Source organism: Alteromonas mediterranea DE (genome assembly GCF_000020585.3).
Lineage (GTDB): Bacteria > Pseudomonadota > Gammaproteobacteria > Enterobacterales > Alteromonadaceae > Alteromonas > Alteromonas mediterranea.
Map to the genome: position 1 here is coordinate 141,716 of NC_011138.3, position 21,455 is coordinate 163,170.

The 21,455-nt window shown below is 46.8% G+C and carries 20 protein-coding genes and 1 riboswitch; of the genes, 7 read left to right on the plus strand and 13 right to left on the minus strand.

The genetic code is table 11. The features are described from left to right. The first annotated feature begins 122 nt into the window (after positions 1 to 122). Positions 123 to 641, plus strand: coding sequence for a hypothetical protein (locus tag MADE_RS00650; protein ID WP_012516654.1), 519 nt, complete (start codon positions 123 to 125; stop codon positions 639 to 641). 68 nt (positions 642 to 709) lie between these two features. Here the strand turns inward: MADE_RS00650 and MADE_RS00655 are convergent, their stop codons facing one another. Then, positions 710 to 1,930 (minus strand): acyl-CoA dehydrogenase family protein, encoded by a 1,221-nt coding sequence (locus MADE_RS00655; protein WP_012516655.1) that lies wholly within the window; start codon positions 1,928 to 1,930, stop codon positions 710 to 712. Positions 1,931 to 2,025: 95 nt separating this feature from the next. Between MADE_RS00655 and MADE_RS00660 the strand changes: the two genes are divergently transcribed. The 4 genes from MADE_RS00660 to MADE_RS00675 all read left to right on the plus strand — a co-directional run bounded on the left by MADE_RS00660 (position 2,026) and on the right by MADE_RS00675 (position 6,536). Then, positions 2,026 to 2,961 carry a LysR family transcriptional regulator gene (locus MADE_RS00660; protein ID WP_012516656.1) on the plus strand — a complete coding sequence of 312 codons (936 nt, stop codon included), beginning with the start codon at positions 2,026 to 2,028 and terminating at the stop codon, positions 2,959 to 2,961. 87 nt (positions 2,962 to 3,048) lie between these two features. Beyond that, a complete protein-coding gene (locus MADE_RS00665; RefSeq protein ID WP_012516657.1) occupies positions 3,049 to 3,810 on the plus strand; it encodes an MBL fold metallo-hydrolase in 762 nt (253 codons plus the stop codon). Positions 3,811 to 3,999: 189 nt separating this feature from the next. Then, positions 4,000 to 5,391: a YcjX family protein gene (locus MADE_RS00670; protein WP_041912792.1), complete on the plus strand. Its 1,392-nt coding sequence runs from the start codon at positions 4,000 to 4,002 to the stop codon at positions 5,389 to 5,391. Continuing rightward, positions 5,388 to 6,536: a YcjF family protein gene (locus tag MADE_RS00675; protein WP_012516659.1), complete on the plus strand. Its 1,149-nt coding sequence runs from the start codon at positions 5,388 to 5,390 to the stop codon at positions 6,534 to 6,536. Before MADE_RS00670 ends, MADE_RS00675 begins: the two co-directional genes overlap by 4 nt. A 9-nt stretch (positions 6,537 to 6,545) precedes the next feature. Here the strand turns inward: MADE_RS00675 and MADE_RS00680 are convergent, their stop codons facing one another. Beyond that, positions 6,546 to 7,772 carry a threonine/serine exporter family protein gene (locus MADE_RS00680; protein WP_012516660.1) on the minus strand — a complete coding sequence of 409 codons (1,227 nt, stop codon included), beginning with the start codon at positions 7,770 to 7,772 and terminating at the stop codon, positions 6,546 to 6,548. Between the two features lie 415 nt (positions 7,773 to 8,187). Between MADE_RS00680 and MADE_RS20075 the strand changes: the two genes are divergently transcribed. Beyond that, positions 8,188 to 8,382 (plus strand): hypothetical protein, encoded by a 195-nt coding sequence (locus MADE_RS20075; RefSeq protein ID WP_232362933.1) that lies wholly within the window; start codon positions 8,188 to 8,190, stop codon positions 8,380 to 8,382. On the opposite strand, the gene thiH is transcribed toward MADE_RS20075, so the two are convergent. The 10 genes from thiH to hemC all read right to left on the minus strand — a co-directional run bounded on the left by thiH (position 8,363) and on the right by hemC (position 19,345). Beyond that, complete coding sequence (gene thiH, locus MADE_RS00685) at positions 8,363 to 9,499, minus strand: 2-iminoacetate synthase ThiH (protein ID WP_012516662.1); 1,137 nt, start codon at positions 9,497 to 9,499, stop codon at positions 8,363 to 8,365. The two genes, MADE_RS20075 and thiH, sit on opposite strands and share 20 nt — an antisense overlap. Next, positions 9,496 to 10,266 (minus strand): thiazole synthase, encoded by a 771-nt coding sequence (locus tag MADE_RS00690; protein ID WP_012516663.1) that lies wholly within the window; start codon positions 10,264 to 10,266, stop codon positions 9,496 to 9,498. Before MADE_RS00690 ends, thiH begins: the two co-directional genes overlap by 4 nt. A 1-nt stretch (position 10,267) precedes the next feature. After that, positions 10,268 to 10,477 carry a sulfur carrier protein ThiS gene (thiS, locus tag MADE_RS00695; RefSeq protein ID WP_012516664.1) on the minus strand — a complete coding sequence of 70 codons (210 nt, stop codon included), beginning with the start codon at positions 10,475 to 10,477 and terminating at the stop codon, positions 10,268 to 10,270. Continuing rightward, positions 10,464 to 11,243, minus strand: coding sequence for a HesA/MoeB/ThiF family protein (locus MADE_RS00700; RefSeq protein WP_012516665.1), 780 nt, complete (start codon positions 11,241 to 11,243; stop codon positions 10,464 to 10,466). The genes thiS and MADE_RS00700 overlap by 14 nt, the downstream gene beginning before the upstream one ends. Continuing rightward, a complete protein-coding gene (thiE, locus tag MADE_RS00705; protein WP_012516666.1) occupies positions 11,236 to 12,816 on the minus strand; it encodes a thiamine phosphate synthase in 1,581 nt (526 codons plus the stop codon). The genes MADE_RS00700 and thiE overlap by 8 nt, the downstream gene beginning before the upstream one ends. Next, positions 12,813 to 14,741, minus strand: coding sequence for a phosphomethylpyrimidine synthase ThiC (thiC, locus tag MADE_RS00710; protein ID WP_012516667.1), 1,929 nt, complete (start codon positions 14,739 to 14,741; stop codon positions 12,813 to 12,815). The genes thiE and thiC overlap by 4 nt, the downstream gene beginning before the upstream one ends. A gap of 248 nt (positions 14,742 to 14,989) precedes the next feature. Further along, positions 14,990 to 15,101, minus strand: a riboswitch (TPP riboswitch). Between the two features lie 131 nt (positions 15,102 to 15,232). Beyond that, a complete protein-coding gene (locus MADE_RS00715; RefSeq protein ID WP_012516668.1) occupies positions 15,233 to 16,408 on the minus strand; it encodes a heme biosynthesis HemY N-terminal domain-containing protein in 1,176 nt (391 codons plus the stop codon). Continuing rightward, positions 16,405 to 17,577: a uroporphyrinogen-III C-methyltransferase gene (locus MADE_RS00720; protein WP_012516669.1), complete on the minus strand. Its 1,173-nt coding sequence runs from the start codon at positions 17,575 to 17,577 to the stop codon at positions 16,405 to 16,407. The genes MADE_RS00715 and MADE_RS00720 overlap by 4 nt, the downstream gene beginning before the upstream one ends. Next, on the minus strand, positions 17,578 to 18,309 hold the full coding sequence (locus tag MADE_RS00725) for a uroporphyrinogen-III synthase (protein ID WP_012516670.1): 732 nt from the start codon (positions 18,307 to 18,309) through the stop codon (positions 17,578 to 17,580). Between the two features lie 97 nt (positions 18,310 to 18,406). Beyond that, positions 18,407 to 19,345: a hydroxymethylbilane synthase gene (gene hemC / locus MADE_RS00730; RefSeq protein WP_012516671.1), complete on the minus strand. Its 939-nt coding sequence runs from the start codon at positions 19,343 to 19,345 to the stop codon at positions 18,407 to 18,409. A gap of 195 nt (positions 19,346 to 19,540) precedes the next feature. Between hemC and MADE_RS00735 the strand changes: the two genes are divergently transcribed. Continuing rightward, positions 19,541 to 20,602, plus strand: coding sequence for a GGDEF domain-containing protein (locus MADE_RS00735; RefSeq protein ID WP_012516672.1), 1,062 nt, complete (start codon positions 19,541 to 19,543; stop codon positions 20,600 to 20,602). 113 nt (positions 20,603 to 20,715) lie between these two features. On the opposite strand, the gene MADE_RS00740 is transcribed toward MADE_RS00735, so the two are convergent. After that, the gene (locus tag MADE_RS00740; protein WP_012516674.1) at positions 20,716 to 21,387 is read right to left on the minus strand and encodes an alpha/beta hydrolase; all 672 of its coding nucleotides are present in this window, start codon (positions 21,385 to 21,387) and stop codon (positions 20,716 to 20,718) included. Positions 21,388 to 21,455: the final 68 nt, after the last annotated feature.

Consider the following 21,455-nt stretch of genomic DNA (forward strand, 5'->3'; position numbering starts at 1 on the left):
AGGGGAAAAAACTTAATCGAATAACCTCGGCCATAATTGCAAGTTCATTACCTTTTTTTGACTGAAATTTGTTCAGGTGCTAGTTTGAATAGTATACAAAAGAAACAACGAGGATGTTGACTATGATGAACAGACGTAAACACGGATTTCACGCCATAAAAACTGCTGGGCTTTCGCTAGTGCTAGCGGCAAGCTTTCAAGTAGCGGCGCAAAACGACAAAGAACGCGTTGAAACCATTGAAGTATTTGGTCAAAAGACCACGCCGCAATTAAAGAAAGCATTCGATAACCAGCGCTTCGAGTTCTTAGAACTGTACAACAGTATCAATGACGTCGCGAAGTTCGATGTTATCTGTAAATACCAGAAACCCATTGGTAGTAAAATTGCCCGTAAAAGCTGCGAACCCCGCTATGTGAAAGATTTTCGTGCCATGAAGATTCAAGCCTCCTCTACCGGCCCAGGTATCGACTTTAATCGCTTACCTAGCGACGACGATATTCGCTTTCTTACTAATGACACGCGAGAAGAAGCTTTTGAGCATGTTGCCGCGCTCATTGCCACACACCCAGAACTGTTCGACAGCTTCAGTAAGCTAGACGCGCTGCATCAGCGTATTAAGCAGCGCGAAGAAGAGAACTAATTCTTTTCGAAATGAAGTAAAACCAACAAAAAATGCGGCATTAAGCCGCATTTTTCGTATTAGTTTTACTACTGATATTTTTTGAGTTCTAGGCGAGATACCATGCCTTTGTGCACTTCGTCAGGGCCGTCAGCCAAGCGAAGGGCTCTTGCGCCAGCCGCAAAACGGGCGAGCGGGAAGTCGCTACACATGCCCGCGCCACCGTGAATTTGTAGTGCCATATCCACTACGCTTTGTAGCATATTTGGCACAACTACTTTAATGGCTGAGATCTCTGTCATAGCGTGTTTAACGCCAAGGTTATCTATTTTCCACGCCGCGTGAAGGGTAAGCAAACGCGCTTGTTCTATTGCCATGCGAGCATCAGCAACACGCTCTAGGTTGCCGCCTAAACGGATGATAGGCTTACCAAAGGCAACCCGTTCGTGACCGCGTTTAAGCGCAAGCTCTAACGCTTTTTCGGCCATGCCGATAGCGCGCATGCAGTGGTGAATGCGGCCCGGGCCTAAGCGACCTTGTGCTATCGTAAACCCTTTACCTAAACCCATTATGATGTTGTCTTTACTTACCCGAACATTATCAAAGTGCATTTCGCCGTGGCCGTATGGCGCATCGTAATCACCGTAGGCATCTAGCATACGCTTGATGTTAATTCCTGGTGTATCTAGCGGCACTATCACCATACTGTGGCGGCTGTGCTTGTCGTTGTCGGGGTTCGATAAACCCATGAATATCGTGAATGCTGCGTTAGGGTGGCCTAAGCCTGTCGACCACCATTTCTTACCGTTAATAACTACGTCGTCGCCGTCTTCAATGATGGTTGCGGCCATGTTAGTGGCGTCGGACGATGCAACGTCAGGTTCGGTCATGCCAAACACTGAACGAATCTCGCCAGCCAGCAGGGGTTTTAGCCACTGTTCTTTTTGTGCATCGTTGCCGAAGTGATAAAGCACTTCCATGTTGCCGGTGTCAGGCGCATTACAGTTGAATATTTCAGGGGCAAAAAGGTATTTACCCATGCGCTCAGCCATTGGCGCATATTCAAGCGTGGTAAGGCCCTGGCCTAGTTCTGCATCGGGTAAGAATAAGTTCGCTAAGCCCGCTTCACGTGCTTTGGCTTTAAGGGCTTCTGTACCAGGGTGCAGCTTCCAGCTTTTCCAATCGCCGTGGTTATTTTCTTTGTGGTGAAAGTCGTAAACTTCATTTTCGATTGGCGCTATATGCTCAGCAATAAAGTTATCCAGCTTTTCTAGCAAGGCTTTTGTTTTGTCGTTATGTGAAAAATCCATAGGGCACCTGTTATATAATTTATTAAGTTCATACTAGTGAAAGTTGTTTAGTGAATGAAATGAAATATAATCTCTAAATGGTGTGAATTTTATTCATGGTGTTGTGGGTGTTAGAGCACAGACAATTTGAAAAGCTAGACCTAAACCTGCTTAAGGTGTTTGAAGCACTCTGGCAGCACAGAAACATGACTCGTGTGGCCGAGGCGCTGCACATTACGCCGTCGGCAGTCAGTCATGCTATGCGTCGGTTTCGGGATATTTTAGGCGACCCGCTTTTTGTAAAAGAAAAACAAAGTATGTTGCCTACCGCTGCCTGCGAACGTTTAGCCCCCGCAATCCTGAAAGCCTTGAACGATATTCGAAAAGCATTAGGGGAATTTGTTGATTTCGACCCGTTACACAGCCATCAGCGGTTCGTTATTGCCATGCAAGAGTCGTTAGAGTTAGGTGTTTTACCTGCACTGCTTTCAACCCTTGAGAAGCAAGCGCCTAATATTGAAATAGTAAGCACTCGCTTACATCGTGACACTATACTAGCTGATTTAACCAACCGAAACCTTCATTTGGTCATTGATATTGGCCGCGCCGTTGCTGCACCTATTTCCCATTCGCTTTTACGTCGCGATACCTACAAAGTGCTTATGAATAAGCAAAACCCATTGGCACAGAGTTTAGATAAGAAAAGATATGTAGCGGCGCGGCATATTACGGTGTCTAACCGGGCTAAAGGGGCGTCGGTGGAAGAAATTGCGCTGCAACAGTTAGGCGTAAGCCGCCCTTCTTTGTGGCGCTGCCAAAACTATCGTGCTGCGGCAGATGTGGTGGCTAATACTGATGCGTTACTCACCTTGCCGGGTTCGGTGGCCGATGCCGTGAATGACGACAATTTGATTAGCACCAAACTGCCGTATCAGCTACCTGAATTGGAAACCCACCTTTACTGGCATAGTCAACAAGAAGGCGAACCAGGGCTAATGTGGTTGAGGGATTTAATGCTACACTTGTTTGCTGAATCTGGTCTTACCAGATAGTCTTTGGTAGAGTTTACGACCGTCGCGGTTGTGCTGACGTAGAGCGGCGTATACCACCGTGAAAGAATGGGTGAAAAGGAAGTTGTTATGAAGATTCACACGCTAAAAGGGTACATTCAACATATCTACCTAGCTGAAGATAGCAAAGGTCTGCTTTTGCTGGACGGGTGTAGTCGTGCTGACGTAGACACCGTGTGTAATTACATAACACAAACCTTGGGTCGCCCGCTGGCTGATTTAAAGCTGATTGTGGTTACACATATGCATCCTGATCACGCCGGTGGGGCCATCAAACTTCGCGTGCGCACAGGGGCGCAGGTGGCATGTCACCCCAAAGCGATTAACTGGTATAAAGGGCTTGCTGGTCGTACGGCCCACGGTATCGATTTGCTGCTCACGTGGTGGGTGGCAAGCCGTATAGGAAAGCCCCGTTTACCCATTTGGTATAACCCAATTCTTACGCCAGATATCACGCTTAAAGATAACCAAACATTACCCGGTTTCCCTGACTGGCAGGTTATCTATACCCCTGGGCATACCGATCACGATTTAACGCTAATGCATGCGCCTACGCAGCAGGCTTACATTGCCGATGTGCTAGTTAAAGTGAAAGGCAAGTTGGTACCGCCATACCCTTTATGCCACCCTAATCAATACCGAGAAAGTTTACATAAACTGGCGCAGTCACAAATTGATACATTCTTTTGTGCTCACGTACCGCCCACTAAACGCGCCGATATTGATTTTGAGCATGTAATGGATAATGCCCCTCGAAAGCCAAAGAACCACTGGCATTCCAGCAAAAATCGTATAAAGAAGAAGCTGTTTAACCAGACCAATGAACACTAAAAACGGTAGACGTTTTTTATCGTGTGAAGCCCACTTAGCTGGCACTGCCCTTGCTTTTATTACCTAGCAACCACATTACTCTTTTATATCTATACTTAACCCTATATTCACGATTATGCGAAGGCGTACCCTTTTCGTTAGGTGAATGGCAAAGGAACTAAAGCTGCAAAGGCAGAATACAAACAAATAATGCAGAAAAATATCGCTACGTTTTTTGACAAGACTCGGGAAATAGCGTCGCTAACTGGCGACAAACTAAGTAGTGCGTTTAACAAAGAGACGCACCGTTTCACCATAACGGGGCTTAGTCGAAGCGGTAAATCTATGCTGTTTACCAGCCTTATTACCATGCTTAAAAGCCGTAGTGAAGAGGGCTATGCGTGTTTGCCCTTGTTGCGTTATTTACCGCCCTCCCAAGTGCTTGATATGCATATAGAGCCTATTGATGGCTATAAACCTTTTCCTCATATACAGAATATTGAAGACCTGGAGAACGGGCAGTGGCCGAAGGCTACTGAAGAAGCATTTGGCTTTAAACTAGTGGTGCGCTTAAAAGAAACAGCCTCACTAAAGCGCCATGTATTGCCGCACAGCGACGTAGTATTTGAATTTATCGATTACCCCGGCGAGTGGGTAACCGACATTCCTATGTTAAGTAAAACCTATGCGCACTGGTCAGATTCTGCATGGGCACAGCTTAGTAGCGGGCCGCAGCAGTATTTTGCTAATCAATGGAAAGCGTTCGTTAATCAATTCGATTTCGAGCAGGAGCCAACGGAGCAGCGCATACAGCTACTGGTTAACGCTTACCGCGATTATTTAGTAGACGCCAAAGCGAACGGCATATCTTTACTTCAGCCGGGCAGTTTTTTGTTGGAATCTAGCGACTTTGATTGGCAGGCATTTGGGTTTACACCACTGCCGTCCAGCATTACCAGCGACGTGTCGCACCCGTGGTTCAACATATTCGATAAGCACTTTGCTAAGTTTCAAAATGGATGGTTAACGCCGTTAAAACAGTCCATTTTTAAAGAAACGGATAAACAAATTATTCTGGTAGATTTGTTTGAAGGGCTTAACCACAGCAGGCAGCATTTGTATCAGTTAAAGGAAACCCTAAGCCATTTGGCCGATACGTTCGTGTACGGGCAAAGCACGTGGTTTTCACGTAATGTGTTAAAGAAAGAGCAAATAGGTAAAGTGGCGTTTGTGGCCACCAAATCCGATCTTATCCCGGTTAGCCAGCGGGGCAATTTACTGAGTTTGTTAATGCAAATTACCGAAGGGGCCAGAGCACGGTTCGATGGTAAACCTATCCAGTTTGAACATTTTTTAGTGTCGAGCATGCAAGTGACCGACGATGGCAGTAATGAAGATGCTATTCGCTATAAAGACACCGATGGTCGCTATGTTGAATCTACGTTCGAGCCCATTCCTAGCACATTGAAAGAGATGGAAGAGGGCAGCCATTTCCCTGTACCAGATGTAAGTGTGCCAAGCGATTACAAAGCACGTATTTTGGCCGGCAAAGGCGTAGACAGATTGCTTCAGTTTTTACTGGGCAAAGGAGAGCAAGAGTGAGCGATAAACCTTATAAATTTGACGAAAGCCCAGAGCCGACTCGATCGTCTAATATTAGCAACTCGCCCAATATCAGAAGCGAAGCGCTTTATGGCGCGAATAGCGACCAGCAAGATGAAGCAAATACGAAATCTCAAACAGCGTCTCCGGGTGAACAAAATAGTAGTACGGTAAACAAACCGCAGTATAAAACCAAAGTTAAAACACAAACCTTAGATATTGCACAGCCTGAAACCAAGCTACCGCAGCAGGTTACTGAGGATGTATGGGAAGTCGAGGCTAAAAAAGGCGGCATTTCGTTAGGTGCAGCGACCTTGGGTTTCGGTGTAATTTCATTATTGGGTTTCTTTGTTTTTGAAGCTTATACCACCCTTGTTGCAAATGTTTCTGAACATCCCATTGGAACCGGTGTATTAGGTGCGCTGCTGATAGGTTTTGTTAGCTGCTTTAGCTTTTTAAGTTTTAAAGAATGGCGTGGCTATAAGCAAGTTAACACGGCAATGAAAGACGCTAGCGTTATCCGAAATTTGTTGGCTAATAAGGGCGTAGAGCCCTCAGCGGGTAGAGAGCCTTCAGCGGGTAATCAGCCTTCAGCGGGTAATCAGCCCTCAGCGGAAAACCAGCCCTCGCCAGAGAAAATAGATCGCGTGTTGAACCAGCACGGAAAGCGCTTTTCCCAAGGGTCTTACGCGGCGCATTGTTTTGACCGTTATCAACAGCAGCTTCAAGACGATATGACCGGGCCAGAGCGATTAGGTCTTTATGAAGATACTGTGCTAAAACCGGTGCAGGAAAAGGCCTACAAGGTGCTAAATAAAGAGTCGGTAACGGCGGGGAGTTTAGCGTTCATTAGCCCCAATAACCTTATTCAAACCTTTGCAGTGGTGTGGATTAGCTTTCGCACTATTCGCCGCATGGCTCGCGTGTATGGGCTAAGACCAAGTACCGCGGGGAACTGGAAGTTGCTAAAAGTGTTGGCGCAAAACATTGCTGCGCAGGGGGTATTCGATTTAGCAACCGACGAAGTAGCTAATCAAATTGGTGGCAGCTTGTCGGCGAAATTTATGGAAAATTCGGCTGAAGCCATTGCCGCTGGCGCACTTAACGCCCGTTTAGGACGGGCGCTGATCAAGCTGCTTAAATAATAATGTTTCTTATAGCGCCTTTTTCGTAGGCATAACAACGTTGGCAAATATCAGCCCTGCCACTAACGACATGAAGATAAGAAACACTTCTTGGCCTAAATGATCGGCTTTTACAAAGTCTTGGCCCGTCATAAACGAGTTTAAGCCAATGTAGGTTTTCGACCCCGGCACTAATACAATTAGCCCGTGCATCGCCACAATAGTAGCGGGCTGATTGGCAATGCGGGTAAACGCATTAGCAAAAATACCCAACGCAAATGCACCTACGAAAGCGCCTAGCCCCGGGCTCATGTAATCTGAACTCCACGCCGTTGCGCTGTATGCGATAAACGCCGCTGCCAATGCCCAAGGTATGTGCTTAAGGCGGGTTCTAAATATTGCAACTAGCGCAATACACAATAGGAATACAGCAAGCCAAGTCGCCCAGTAAGGTAGTGACTCTGCTGGGGTATACACGTTTTCACCAAACACGCTAAAGCCTACCGATACACCTAAAAATGCACCAAAATACAGTTTGAATAACTGCATAATGGCGTCCATGGTACGAGCGGTGCCCGACACCATATTGCGCGAAGATAGTTCCGCTAATCCCATAGTCAGGGCAAGGCCTGGCACAAATACAATCACCGACGAAAGTACAACTAGGGGAATGTTCATACCCGGGTCTATATATCGGCTGATTGCGCAAGTTAGAATGCCGCCTACGAACGCGGTGACCGGCTCTAACATCAGGTTTACCCGTTTAGATTGCTGTGCCCATAAGGTCCATAAGTACGCCACTATCCCCAGTGCTGCAGACCAACCTATTTCACTCCAGCTTGCACCCATTAGCATAGCGAATGCACCTGTTGCCATGGCAAACGCCGTTCCGGTAGATAACTTACCGTAAGGGCTACCCATGGCATCTATTTCATTTAGGCGCTTATCGGCTTCAGTTAGCGACAGGTTTCCCGATAGCAACTCGCTGGCTAATTCATCGGTTAGCGACAGTGCATTCATGTCTAGGTCGCCAGGCTGTAATCGCGCAGCATGGTTGTATTCGTCTTCGTGACGGTCGCTCCAGATAACAAAAGTTAGTGACGTGGGCGTCGAAATAAATGAAGCGTGTACGCCCAGATATTTGGCGACTTCACCGAGGTAAGCTTCAAGACGGAACGCAGGCGTACCGTACTTGTGCAGCATTTTTCCTAGCTTCACTATAAATTTACGAATTTGAATAAATTCAACGGTATCCAACGCACTGCCCTTAAGTTTTGATAACTTTAATATGAGATAAATAAGACAAAAAAGCCAGACGCATAGGAAAAGAGTCTGGCTAAAATTTGGGCGGATTCTACGGAGGGTTTTACGTGAAAGCAAAACAAATTTTTTATTTATTTTGCCTTAAAAAAACTAATGTTTTCGCTCAAACCAAACGCTTGGTATCAAGATCAAAAATAGCTATTTATACTATAACGAGGTAGAGTTATTCGTTATGGGAGGTGTATATGTCGCATACTGTTTCAAAAAATAGTAACCACAGGAAAGAGAGGTTTGCTCCTAATATTCAAAACTACGAGGTAAGTCTCAGTTACGAAGGTTTGGAGTTAAAGAAAACCAATGAGCGCAAGACTATTGTCGATTTAAAGCGAAAATATGCGAGATAAATATTATTCATCCTTTTAGAGAGGGTAATGGTAGAGTACAGCGATTCTATTTTGAAGAATTACTATTTGTTCTGGGCTATGACATTAACTGGCCTAAGATTTCTCAGAATGCTTGGATAGAAGCTAACATTGCTGGAGTCCACTTTGACTTGTCACCTTTAGAAAAAATTTTTGCCGAAGCTATGTCGGCGAGAGCCTAAAGGGCATCCAATCTTTCCAAACGGGCTCTAATCCTCTCGCCGAAATCGCGTTTACCACTTCTGGCACCGAACGATTGTCATCAATATCAAACTGATTTAATGCCTGTGAGGGTTCGCTGTAGCCGCCTGGCTGCGTTTGTGACGCGGCACTCATAGATGTTATACCCAGCGGCATTACGCCATCTCTAAACGCGGCCGATTCACGGGTAGACATTGATAGTTCGGCTTGTGGGTTAAACAGGCGGTGGGCACAAATTAGTTGTAGCAAGTCCCGCTCATTTGGCAGCTTGCTGTTGGTAAGTGCATTCCCGCCAGTGTTGTTACCTTCACAGCTGCGAAGTCTAGGAAAGGCGATAGATACGCGGCTTTGCCAATAATGCTGCTGAATCAACTTACCGTGAAGGGCGGTCATAGCACTATCAACTCGCCAGTCACCTAAACCAAGTAGCGCACCTATGCCTATTTTATCAACACCGGCTTGGCCTAACCGGTCGCTGGTTTCCAAACGCCATAAAAAATCCTGTTTTTTCCCTCGCGTATGATAGGTTGCGTACTGCTGGGGCGAATAGGTTTCTTGGTACACTAAAACGGCATCTAACCCCTTCTGCTTTAGCGTTTCATATTGCTCACGCTTTAGCGGCTGCACTTCCATCATGAGGTAGCTAACTTTGTCTCGTATAGCGCTAAGGGTTTGCTCAAAATAGTCCATACCTACTTTGGTTTCGTGTTCGCCAGTTACCAGCAACACCTGAGAAAAGCCCATATCTTTAATAGCTTCAATCTCGGTAAGCACTTCACTTATAGATAGGGTTTTGCGCTTTATTTTGTTGCTCATGGTAAAGCCGCAATAGGTACATTCGTTGGCACACAGGTTCGACAGATACAAAGGCACGAATAGCTGCATGGTATTGCCGAAACGATGGCGGGTGAGTGCCTGAGCACGAGTTGCCATCGCCTCCAAATAGGGTGCACCAGCAGGGGAGATAAGCGCCATAAAATCATCTATTGAAAGTGTGCTGGCATTTAAAGCTCGCTCTACATCACTCGCGGTTTTACTGTTAATCAACATAGCTAGATGAGCTAAGTCTTGCTGCATTAGCGCTTGTGCTACCTTCATACTGTTGGCTCCAAAAAGGCGGTAAGCGGGCTAGAGGCCAGCGCCACGTTACTGGTTGCGCCCAAACCCGCCTCAAAAGCGCAACGGCCTGTTTCAACGGCGCTGGCAAAGGCTTTAGCCATAGCCACAGGGTTTCTAGCGGTGGCGATAGCCGTATTGACCAGCACAGCGTCTACGCCCATTTCCATGACAGCCATAGCCTCGCTGGGCTTGCCAATGCCTGCATCAACAATTACCGGTATCGACGCTTGCTCAACAATGATCTTCAAAAAAGGAGCAGTTTGCAGCCCTTGATTGCTTCCAATGGGCGCACCCAATGGCATAACGGCTGCACAGCCTACGTCTTCTAAGCGTTTACAAAGTACAGGGTCTGCGCCGCAGTATGGCAGTACGTTGAACCCCTTTTTTACTAAGGTCTCGGCGGCCCGAAGGGTTTCAATGGGGTCGGGCAGTAGGTAACGCTGGTCGGGGTGAATTTCTAGCTTTACCCATTGGCTACCCAGTGCTTCATAAGAAAGCTCGGCTGCAAATACGGCTTCTTGGGCATTTTTAGCCCCCGATGTGTTAGGAAGTAAGGTAACCCCTAGTTCGCGTAGTGCCTTTAACGTTTCGTCTTGTGCGTTATTACTCGCTACGCGCTTCATGGCCAGGGTCACAATGTTGCTTTGAGCAGCGCTCACAGCACTTTTCATAGTGGTAGCGTTACTGAATTTTCCTGTGCCGGTTAAAAGGCGTGATGAAAAAGTATGGTTTGCAAGCGTTAGCATATTAGCCTCCTGCAACTAGGGTAAAGATATCAACGGTGTCGTTATCGTTAAGATACGTTGTCGACCAGTCTCGTTTGCTCACAATGGCCGCATTCTTAGCGATGGCAGTCCCGTCTACGTTGATCTGCTTAAGCGCAACCAGTTCGTTTAACGAGATGGGCGATATCACGTTCATGGGTTGATTGTTCACATTCACTTTAATTTGGGTCATGACATACCTCGCAAGTAGAAGAAGAGGGCAGCGTAAAGCTTTTAAGGGAACCAAGGTCGGCGTTCCCAGTTAGGTAATGGCCCCATTTGATATTGGCACTGAACCCTTTGGCTAAAAACAGCAATGCTTGCGTTGCCTGATGGCAAGCCGCCATGCCAACCACAGGGCCAAGTACGCCTTTGCTTAAGCAGTCTTCGCGCACATTGATGTATTCAACAAGACAGGCGTAACAGCCACAGCTTGTTGAGTTTTGCGGTAGGTTTAATGCTTGCCAGCTTAGTCCGCTCGCTGCCGCAATAAATAGCGGTGTAGAGGCGCGGTACGTAGCCGCATTAATCAATTTTCGCGTGTCAATTTTGTCAGTGCAGTCAAGCACGCAATCGGCTGAGGAAATCAGCGTTGGTAAGTTGTTACTATCAACATAAAGGCTTTTATATCTGATATTAAGCTTGGGGTTAACTTTGCGGAGCTCGTTATACAGTGATTTGGCTTTAAGCTCTCCAAGGTGCATCTCGTTGTAGGTTACCTGGCGCTGCAAATTGCTGATGTCTACCGTGTCACCGTCAACCAAAGTGATGCTTCCCACACCGGCACCCACCAAATACCGGGCGACTAAACTGCCCAACCCACCAAGGCCAACTACTACGGCGTGTGAGTTTGCAAGCTTAGCTTGGCCGTCTTCTTCCACGCTCTCAAGCATAAGTTGTCTGCTGTATCGCTGGATATCTTGTTTGTCTAGGGGCTGGGTAAATGAATGGCTATGCAAAACCCGCCTCCTTCGATAGTTTGCAAAACGCATTTAACGGTTCATCAGCTTGGGTAATTGCACTGACGACGGCAATACTATTAACCCCGGTTTTTGCTACATCGGCAATGCGCGCTAAATTGATACCGCCTATCGCGACCGTAGGAATTCCTTCGCATAGGGCTACGTATTTACGCAGCCTCTCAACCCCTTGAGGCTTAGATGGCATGTCTTTGGTATTCGTAGGAAATATGTGCCCTAGGGCTATGTACGAAGGGTGCAAAGCACGTACGCGCTGTATTTCAGCAAAGCCGTGGGTAGAAATACCAAGCCGTAAACCTGCCTGTCGAATGGCCTCTAAATTTGCGGTGTCGATATCTTCTTGCCCTAAGTGAACGCCGTACGCACCTAGCGCAATAGCTAACTCCCAGTAGTCGTTAATGAACAGTTGGCAGTGTGTGTTTTTCGTAAGTGCTATGGCTTCTTTTATCTGTTGGCGAATCTCTTCCTGCGTTCCGTGCTTTACGCGAAGCTGAATGATGTTAACCCCGGTAGGTAATAAGCGTGCTATCCAGTCAACGCTATCAACAACAGGGTATAAGCCCAAGTCGGTTTGCGTAAGGGCGGGAAAGGGGCGTTCTATAGCTTGGCTTTGAACGTGTGACACCTGTTTGGCGCTTAGCAATGACGGCTGCGAGGGCGCGTGTTCCCGTTGATAAAATTTTACCGAAGGAAAGCACAATGGGTTATTGGGGAAACCTATACAGTGCCCAAAGGCAGGGCTGCTTGTTTGTGATGTAAGAGTATACGCTGTGTTCGCACAAGAAGCATGCCTAACCTGGCTAACATAAGCGTTGGCAAGGGTAAGGGCATCTTCAATGCAGTAGTCGTTTACCACAAAAGCCGCTATGGCACTGGCTAACATACAGCCCGTACCGCGAAGCTTGCTGGTCTCTTTTCTTGGCTGACTAAACTGTATGGTTTGGGTGGGGCTGATGAAGGTATCGCATACGTGTGCTTGCCAGTTGGCGTGTCCCCCTTTTATGTAAATCGCGTGCGCGCCCTTGGTTATGAGTTGGTGGGCTGCAGTAAGCAAGCTATCTTCGCTTTTTATCGATAGACGAGTTAACCACGAAAGCTCTTGGGTATTAGGCGTGACTAAATCTACGGTATTTAAAAGTTCTTCTACTACAGGTTCAGACAGTTCGCTTAATTTTCCACCTGATGATGTGCGTATTACCGGGTCCCACAATACAAATGGCCGAGGTTTATCCATTGAGCGAATGCGCGCGCACAACAACAGCGCTTGTTCATCGTTAGCAATAGCGCCAATTTTTATCGCGCTGGCTGGTGTGCTCTCGCTAAGTACCTGCCACTGTTGATTCAGTGCTGAAGCCGTCATACTTTCTTTGCTTAGCATTATCGAATTCGACTGCACAGTGGCCTGCGTAGTAATGACGCAGGCGTGAACGTTTAAGTCGGCAAGGGTAATGGCATCGCGGGTAATACCCGCGCCGCCACTAGAATCTATACCGCCTATACACCATACAACCGGCTGTTTAACCGCAGGCTGCTGCAAGGCGTTCTCTGTCATGGCAATTCAACCTTACTGTCGGCGGTATGATAAAGCTCGGCGCCCGATTTATTAAATGCGTTCGCCATGTCCTTCATGCCTTTTTCCTTTTCTTTTTCTGCGGCTTGGGCGGGAGCTAGGTTTTCCGCCTGCTTAGCGACATCCCGTACTTCCTGAGATATTTTCATGCTGCAGAATTTAGGCCCGCACATAGAGCAAAAGTGTGCGACTTTGCCAGAGGCTTGCGGAAGGGTTTCATCGTGATACGCACGCGCGGTATGTGGGTCTAACGCTAAATTGAACTGATCTTCCCATCTAAACTCAAAGCGCGCTTTCGACATGGCGTTGTCGCGAATTTGCGCGCCCGGGTGGCCTTTAGCTAAATCAGCGGCGTGAGCAGCAATTTTGTAGGTAATTAAGCCTTGTTTAACGTCTTCCTTGTTAGGTAAACCAAGGTGCTCTTTAGGGGTTACATAGCAAAGCATGGCGCAGCCATACCAGCCAATCATGGCGGCACCAATGCCGGATGTGAAATGATCGTAGCCCGGTGCAATATCTGTGGTTAGTGGCCCCAGGGTATAAAACGGTGCTTCATGACAGTGCTTAAGCTGCTCTTCCATGTTCTCTTTAATCATGTGCATTGGCACATGCCCTGGGCCTTCAATCATTACCTGAACATCGTATTCCCAGGCAATTTTAGTTAGCTCACCAAGGGTACGTAGTTCAGAAAACTGCGCATCGTCGTTAGCGTCTGCTACGCTGCCCGGGCGCAAGCCATCACCTAGCGACAGCGCTACATCGTATTTCGCGCAAATTTCGCAAATATCGTTGAAGTGCTCGTACAAAAAGCTTTGCTGGTGATGACTTAAACACCACTTCGCCATAATCGACCCGCCACGAGATACAATGCCGGTTACCCGTTTTGCGGTAAGGTGTACATATTCAAGCAGTACGCCTGCGTGAATAGTGAAGTAATCTACCCCTTGCTCGGCTTGTTCGATAAGCGTGTCTTTAAACATCTCCCACGTTAAGTCTTCGGCTACGCCATTCACTTTTTCCAGCGCTTGGTAAATAGGTACGGTACCAAGGGGGACTGGGCTATTTCGCAGCAGCCACTCGCGGGTTTCGTGAATATTCCTGCCGGTGGATAAATCCATGATGGTGTCGGCGCCCCAGCGCGTAGACCACACCAGCTTTTCTACCTCTTCTTCAATTGATGACGTTACTGCAGAATTACCAATGTTGGCGTTAATTTTCACTAAGAAGTTACGGCCAATAATCATTGGCTCGAGTTCGGGGTGATTAATGTTACACGGAATAATAGCGCGCCCTGCGGCCACTTCTTGTCGCACAAATTCAGGGGTTATCGTCTCGGGTAAATTGGCGCCAAAGTGCTCGCCTTTGTGCTGCTGAGTTAGCTCGGCGTCTTTAATGGCTTGGCGGCCCATGTTTTCGCGTATGGCAATGTATTCCATTTCAGGGGTAATAACGCCCTGTCTGGCGTAATGCAGCTGTGTAACGTTTTTGCCTGCTTTTGCTTTTAGCGGTTTGCGACTGCGTATAAAGCGAAAGTCTTCGGTAAAAATGTCGTTTTCACGTTCTTTGGCAAAGCTTGATGAAACGCCATCAAGCTCACGGGTATCGCTGCGCTCTTCAATCCAGGTTTTACGCAAAGGCGATAAACCTTTGTGTACGTCAATATTTTCCTTTGGGTCGCCGTAAGGGCCTGATGTGTCGTAAACCGGAATGGGTGGGTTGGGTTCTAAGATAGGGTTGTCTTCTGTGCCGCCTACCAAGCTGTCGTGCTGGTGAATAAGGCGCATGGCCACACGGATATCGTCTCTACTTCCACTTTCATAATGGCGTGTTGAGTTGGGGTAGGCTTCGCCCGCTAGTTCATTAATGAATTGTTGCGCTTGTTGGCGCTGTTCGCGTCTGTTCGACATAGCATTTTGGCCTTTTACGTTTAGGTTTAAAAATGCTTGTCAGGAGTGAAGGAGAATACAGTGTGTGAGGTTGAGTGATTTTAACCGCGATTCTAGCTAGAAGGTAATTAACATTGAGTGGTGAAAACTTATCGCAGATAAGAAGTAAATGTTTGCGCCTTGTGCTGCGCTAATCACTTACCATTTACATCACTCGTTGTTACTTACACATTCAAATCACAGCGTTACGCTTATTAAAAGCACTGTGCACATTGTATTTTCTTGTTCCCTTCGCAGGTATTAGCCTGATCAGGTTCTACGGATCCCACTTTCGCGGTCTCAGCTTACTGGGTTACCAGTGAAGCACTCCGACAAGTAATTTGTTTCTATTCGCACTTTATAACCACCTATGCAGGTTGTAAATTAAAGTGCGAATTCAAAATTCCCTTTTACTATATCGCCAATTTTACGAACAATACAAGTACTACCAGCTCGGCTAAATGAAATTTCACTTAGCCCGCTAGCTGCTGACCTTCTTTATAAAGTTGAAGGGCCGTGGCTGTATCTTGGTGGCGCTCACTTATCGCTGAAAGAAGCAGTAAGTCTTCTTTGCGCGACTTCATTTTAGTGGCTTTAAGCAAGGCTTTTTCAGCCAATACATCGTCACCCGAATTAAACGCAACTTGGCCTAGGGTTGAGTAAAGGGCCACGTTTTCTTCATCTTGCTTAATCCAACTTTCTAGTAAGCGAAGCGAGGGGGAAGCATCAGGTAAATTCAGCTGTGTAAACAGCGGGAATAACGCGCTATTAGGCCCGCGCTTTTGCCACTCGACAAGGTGTTGCTGTGCGTCGGCATGCATACCTTGATCAAGCAGCTGCTGAACGTAGGCGGCGCGATAGGCATCGTCATGACGCAGTTTGCGTGGCAGTGTATCCCAGTAGGATTTCAGCTCGACAGCGCCTTGTTTACTGGCAATTTCAGCAAATTTACCTTTTGCAATTCGCTGGCTCCAGGCGGTGTAGTCGGCTTTAGGCAGTGCTTTGCGCCACGTAGATAAGTTTTCCTGAAGCACTTGCCATTTGCCAAGCTTGGCAAGAATTTGCGCTTTTAACTGCACAACTTGCTTGTTCTCGCGCTCTTTTTCGTCTAGTTCGTCAAGCTTTTCCAGTGCCGCGTCGTATTTCTCTTCAGCCACGTCAATACGCGCATGCATCACCGTAGCGGCGACTTTAGCATTAGGAAAATCGGTGGCTTGAACCAGGAAGTACCGGGCTTTAGACAAGTCGTTATTGGCAAAAGCAATTTGCGCAGATGCTAAGTAGTTTACACCTTCAAAATCACCGTTGGTGGTTTTACCCAAAGACTTTTGAGCACTCTCAAAGTCGCCTGCGGCCATAGCGTGAAGACCGTCGTAAAATGCACGTTTGCGTTTGCGTTCGCCAAGGGTCCCAAACCACTTGTGAGAGCCGGTAATTAGGCTTAGCGCCCACAGTGCAAAGCGCGATAGTACGTACCACGCAATAACGGCACCAATAACCAGAATACAAAAACTGATCACCGTCATCTCAATGGCGGTACTACCTAATGAAATTAGTACGTAGCCTTTATCGCCAAGTAGCATGGGGCCGACAATTAACGCAACAACGAATGCGGCTAATACCGCAAGGGCAATAGCTAACCATTTCATAGTGCGCTAGCTCCTTGTCCAAATACCTGTTTAACACGGCTATCGAGTAAACGCTCCAATGGCTTTTGAGACGCAAGCTCGGTTGGAATAGGGCGTGCAATATCGGTAGCACTTAAGTTTTGTAGCGCATCCATAAAACCGGTAACTTGGCTTTTTTCGGTATCAAACTTTTCAGTAAGTAGGGTTTGCGCATATTGCAGTGACTGACTGTACAGGCCTTCATCACCCTGAAGGGCAGCTGTTTGCGCATGCATAAGCTGTAATCTAAGCTGCTCTTTTGCTAGGAACTGCGCTTCTAGCGAAAGCACTGGCTCTACCGGGCCTTCAATGCTTTTTACGGTAAGAAAATCGTCAACCAATGAACGCCACACCTTCGCAAGATTTTCTTGCCAATCGTCAGCCGATTCCGACAATGTCGTGTCTTGTGCATTGCTATCTTCTGGTTTTTCAAAGGTATTCAGAGGAAGCTTATCGATTTGCGCCATCATGCCGGTAAGTGCTAGCGCCACCGAACTTTGCGATACGGGGTTTAACTGCTGTAGTGTTTGAATATCTTCGGCAAGGGTAGCGCGAACCGGTAACACCGATGGGTCAGCCAGTGACTTTAGGCGCTTGTCAGCATTAACTAACAATAGAATTGCCGTGCGAACGTCGTTTTCTAGCCATAGCTTTCTTCCTGCCATACGCACAAGGTAGTCAGCTTCAGCAATTAGCCAATCAGCTGGGCGTCGGCCTTCCATGTTGTTAAGCTGCTGCAGGGTTGATTCTGCTTGAAGCGCTAGCTGTTCGTTTTGTGACTTAAGTTCCGCAACTGTACTTTCTAGCGCTTGGTTTGTTCGCGTGACATTTTCAATTGATGCCAAAATGTCTGCGCGCTCGCGCTCAATCGCGTTTAACTGAGATGCGTTATTTTGCTGTGCAATAACCGTTTCTTGGCTTGCTGATTGCTGCTGCATGTAATACCAATAACCTGCGCCTGCCATACCGAGCACAAGTAAAAACAGGATAATTACAACAAACCAAAGTAGACCATTACCCGATGATTTTTTTTGTTTAGCGCCAGACTTTGAAGATTCACTCTGCGTGGCAGAAGACTCTATTACTTCTTTTTCAGCATCCACTTTCACGAGTTCCTCTTTGTGTGGGCTATTTTCATTATTGTTGGCCATTCAATACTCCCAGTTTTCCTTTACCCAGGCGATGAGTGCCTGATCGGTGGCTCGCTGACAAACGGCAACCTCTTCAATACCTTTATTGGTGAGGGTTTTAGCAATGCGGCTGCTTACTGTTAGCCATGGATAAGCTAAAAGCGCGTTGCCAAATTGTTCTATAAGCTGCAGTGCCATTGCTTCGCTTGTAGCGATAATGCCGCTAACTTCGCCCAGTTTCCACCGTTTTGTGTAAATTGGGCGCGTAAGTGGTTCCCTTTTATAAACGCAAAAGCTGTTCACTGACATCCCTTTTTCGTCTAATCCATTAGCGATAGCGTCCCTTCCACCTTCACCTTTAATAATAACGACTTGTTGACAGTTTGCCTCATTAAGTTGGTGCATTGCCAGTATACCTTCGGATGTATGAACCTTAGGAATGGCAATATTGACGGATGATAGCTCGCTCAGCCCTGCACGAAGTTTATGTGCGGTGGCGTCGCCCACTGCAACAACAAGGGGAGGGGCTGCCGCTGTTTTCTTCAACCCCGAAACGACGGTATCTACAGCATATACGCTGGTAACAATAATTACGTTTATCGCGTTGTGAGATAAAAATTCAGCTGCAGCATATTGCTCTGAAAGTACTGGGACAATATCAGACGTAGCTACACCTACCGCATCAATTCCAGCATTTTCAAAAGCTAACGCGCTCGCTTTTAATTTTGGTAAAGGGCGTGTGAACAGTAGCATTAATACGAAGCCTCATCCTTTTAGTTTTCGAAATACTGCTTAAAAAAGGGAAGGTAAACGGGATAAGAAAATATCCCTATCCCGTTTAGCGTGCATTTTAGCTATAAAGTGCTTTCAAAATTTCGCCAGCACCTTGCTCTAAAAGGGCTTCAGCTACCTCAATACCCATGTCTTTGGCTTTCTCTCTAGACGCGGTAGCTGAGGCAAAAAGAAGCTCAGAGCCATCGGGCTTTCCTACCATGCCAGTGAGCGTTAGCACATCGTTATCCAGTGTAGCAAAACTGCCAATAGGGACTTGGCATCCGCCTTCTAGCCTTTCATTCATGGCGCGTTCTGCAGTAACACGGGTGTGCGTATCTGCGTGGTTTAATGCTTGAAGTAGCGCTATTAGTTCTTCATCGTCGTTGCGACATTCAATGCCTACAGCGCCTTGGCCTACAGCCGGAAGAGAGATGTCAGCAGGCAGAGCCATGCGAATACGCGATTGCATTTTAAGGCGAATAAGCCCTGCAGAGGCTAAAATAATGGCGTCGTATTCGCCTGCATCAAGCTTAGCTAAACGGGTATTTACGTTACCGCGAAGGTCCTTGATGATTAGATCAGGGCGGTATTTGCGAATTTGACATTGTCTGCGTAGGCTAGATGTACCCACTATTGCGCCTTCTGGCAGTGCATCTAGGCTGTCGTGGTTGTTAGACACGAAGGCATCGAACGGATTCTCACGCTCACATATAGCGTGTAACCCAAAGCCTTCCGGGAATTCTACCGGTACGTCTTTCATTGAGTGCACAGCAATATCGGCACGGCCTTCAAGCATGGCAATTTCAAGCTCTTTGATAAAAAGGCCTTTGCCGCCAATTTTGGCCAGCGGCGTATCGAGAATTTTATCGCCTTGGGTGCTCATGGGCACAAGCTCAACGGTCATTGATGGGTAATGCTCCAACAATTTTGCCTTCACATACTCTGCTTGCCAAAGCGCTAAGGCACTTTTTCTAGTAGCAATTCGAACGGTGCGGGTGGTGTTGAGATGACTCATGCTTATTCCAAACTATTAAAAAGATAAACAAAACGACGTATCACAGAACGTCATACGAGATACGTTGTAGTATACGCATTTTCTTGGTTAATGTTTGGAAATAGCGGTGATTTTCTACTTGGTTAATCGTTAACTTTCAGACTATGCTGAGTTGGGCTAAGGGTGTCTGGTAATAAAAGTGGAGAAGGTTCTAGTATGGACTACTCGTCGTTAGGGAAACTGTTAAGAAGCGCTCAACAAGACGAAGCGGAGGCAAAACGCAGAAGACTGACACTGTATTTTATTTCTTATGTTGGCGGCACCATCATGGCCTTTATGGCGTGGCTTAATGTGGGAAATAATACACCGCTCCTTGTAGGAACCCTTACAGCCTCAGCAGCCGTTGTATACATAAACGTGTTGTTGTCTCACATATTCCCGCGAGTCGACGTGTTTTACTACGTTGGCGGCCTTGTTGCAATGTTTACTGTTAACGGCTTGGTGTATACCGGGGGATTAAATAATACCGGCCTTTACTTTGTGTTTCCGCTGTTGTTCTTGCAGATCATAGTGGTGCGTTTTAGGCCCGCGTTGATTTATGTTTCGGTAACATTGGCCATCACTACTTTTATGCTATACAACCAAGAGAATATAATTGCTCAGTATTCCGATGAACACGTATCTCGCTTCCTAATCTCTACGCTTTGTTTTGTTTGTGTGGCCTTTATTGGCGAAAATTTTTGGCATCAAAGCCGAAAGGAGATGTTGAAAGAAAACTTTGAGCGTATGCGCCAAGCCAATACCGACCCGTTAACCAAACTGCCCAACCGCCGTTTTCTAGAAGCCGTTTTTTTTGAAAAGGCCATGCAAGACCCTGCTACATATTTTCCTTTAAGCGCGGTAGTGGTAGATATCGATCACTTTAAAAAGATTAACGATAGCTATGGTCACGATGTGGGCGATCAGGTGCTTATTCATGTTACCAGTTTGATGAAAGAAGCGGTCAGATCTTCTGATGTGGTAGCACGCACTGGCGGTGAAGAATTTTTGGTGCTTTTTCCTCATGCTACGTTGACGCAAGCGGTTAAGTTGGCTGAAACAATGAGGAGGCTAATAGAAGAAAGACCTTTTGTAGCAGGAGACATTAATCACCCTATCACCGCAAGTTTTGGTGTTGCCACAGCGTTAACCGATACCAACCTACATGCCAGTTTAAAACAGGCTGATGATAACTTATACAAAGCGAAAAATGCGGGCAGAAACCGCGTGATGGAATGACAGACGCAAAAAGCGTTAATGCTTCAAATATGTCTTGGCGAGCACAACAGCAAGTAAAAAACGCTGGTAGTAATGGTACGCCAGCGTTTCGAAAAAATTAGCGACAGCAAGTGTTAGTTAAGCAACTTTTGTAACCATGCACTGATGTCATTAAGTTCTTGCATACAAACGTTGTGTTGCATGGTGTAAGTCTGCCACGTTGCCTTAAAACCGCATTCGTTTAGTGTCTTAAAAGCAGCGTTGCCCATGAAAACCGGTACAACCTCGTCCTGCTCACCGTGGGCCATCATTATGGGTGTCTCGCGGTTCACGTCTAGTGCTTCACTACTTAGTAATGCGGGTTCACACATGTAGGTAGAAAGCGCCATAACGCCGGCCAGTTTTTGCGAAAATCTAGGGGCAAGGTGCAAGGCGATAACGCCCCCTTGGGAGAACCCTGCTAAAACGATACGTTCTGCTTTAATGCCGCTTTCAATCTGCGCTTTGATAAGTTGCTCAACCTGTTCTGCCGATTCTTTTACCCCTTCAAGATCTGCGCGGCTTTCAAAATCTAGCGATTTGATGTCGTACCAAGCACGCATGCGCATTCCGCCATTTATCGTGATGGGGCGCTCCGATGCATGGGGAAACAGGAATTTTACGGCCATTGAATCTGGTAATTTAAGCTCGGGCACAATAGGAGCAAAGCCGTGGCCTGAATCGCCAAGACCGTGAAGCCAGATAACGCAGGCATCAGGCGCTGTTGACGGATTTATCTCTACGCACGGCAGAAGTTGCTGAGTCATTCTATATTTCCTAGTTTTGTTGTTGCTTCATTACCAATGGTTATCCTTTCTCACGGGCAATCTCTGTC

Bases quoted from the DNA above. Each gene is read 5' to 3' on its own strand.
- MADE_RS00650 (WP_012516654.1), top strand. From the start codon at position 123: ATGATGAACAGACGTAAACACGGATTTCACGCCATAAAAACTGCTGGG.
- MADE_RS00655 (WP_012516655.1), bottom strand. From the start codon at position 1,930: ATGGATTTTTCACATAACGACAAAACAAAAGCCTTGCTAGAAAAGCTG.
- MADE_RS00660 (WP_012516656.1), top strand. From the start codon at position 2,026: ATGGTGTTGTGGGTGTTAGAGCACAGACAATTTGAAAAGCTAGACCTA.
- MADE_RS00665 (WP_012516657.1), top strand. From the start codon at position 3,049: ATGAAGATTCACACGCTAAAAGGGTACATTCAACATATCTACCTAGCT.
- MADE_RS00670 (WP_041912792.1), top strand. From the start codon at position 4,000: ATGCAGAAAAATATCGCTACGTTTTTTGACAAGACTCGGGAAATAGCG.
- thiH (WP_012516662.1), bottom strand. From the start codon at position 9,499: ATGAAGGTAGCACAAGCGCTAATGCAGCAAGACTTAGCTCATCTAGCT.
- MADE_RS00690 (WP_012516663.1), bottom strand. From the start codon at position 10,266: ATGCTAACGCTTGCAAACCATACTTTTTCATCACGCCTTTTAACCGGC.
- thiS (WP_012516664.1), bottom strand. From the start codon at position 10,477: ATGACCCAAATTAAAGTGAATGTGAACAATCAACCCATGAACGTGATA.
- thiE (WP_012516666.1), bottom strand. From the start codon at position 12,816: ATGACAGAGAACGCCTTGCAGCAGCCTGCGGTTAAACAGCCGGTTGTA.
- thiC (WP_012516667.1), bottom strand. From the start codon at position 14,741: ATGTCGAACAGACGCGAACAGCGCCAACAAGCGCAACAATTCATTAAT.
- MADE_RS00715 (WP_012516668.1), bottom strand. From the start codon at position 16,408: ATGAAATGGTTAGCTATTGCCCTTGCGGTATTAGCCGCATTCGTTGTT.
- MADE_RS00720 (WP_012516669.1), bottom strand. From the start codon at position 17,577: ATGGCCAACAATAATGAAAATAGCCCACACAAAGAGGAACTCGTGAAA.
- MADE_RS00725 (WP_012516670.1), bottom strand. From the start codon at position 18,309: ATGCTACTGTTCACACGCCCTTTACCAAAATTAAAAGCGAGCGCGTTA.
- hemC (WP_012516671.1), bottom strand. From the start codon at position 19,345: ATGAGTCATCTCAACACCACCCGCACCGTTCGAATTGCTACTAGAAAA.
- MADE_RS00735 (WP_012516672.1), top strand. From the start codon at position 19,541: ATGGACTACTCGTCGTTAGGGAAACTGTTAAGAAGCGCTCAACAAGAC.
- MADE_RS00740 (WP_012516674.1), bottom strand. From the start codon at position 21,387: ATGACTCAGCAACTTCTGCCGTGCGTAGAGATAAATCCGTCAACAGCG.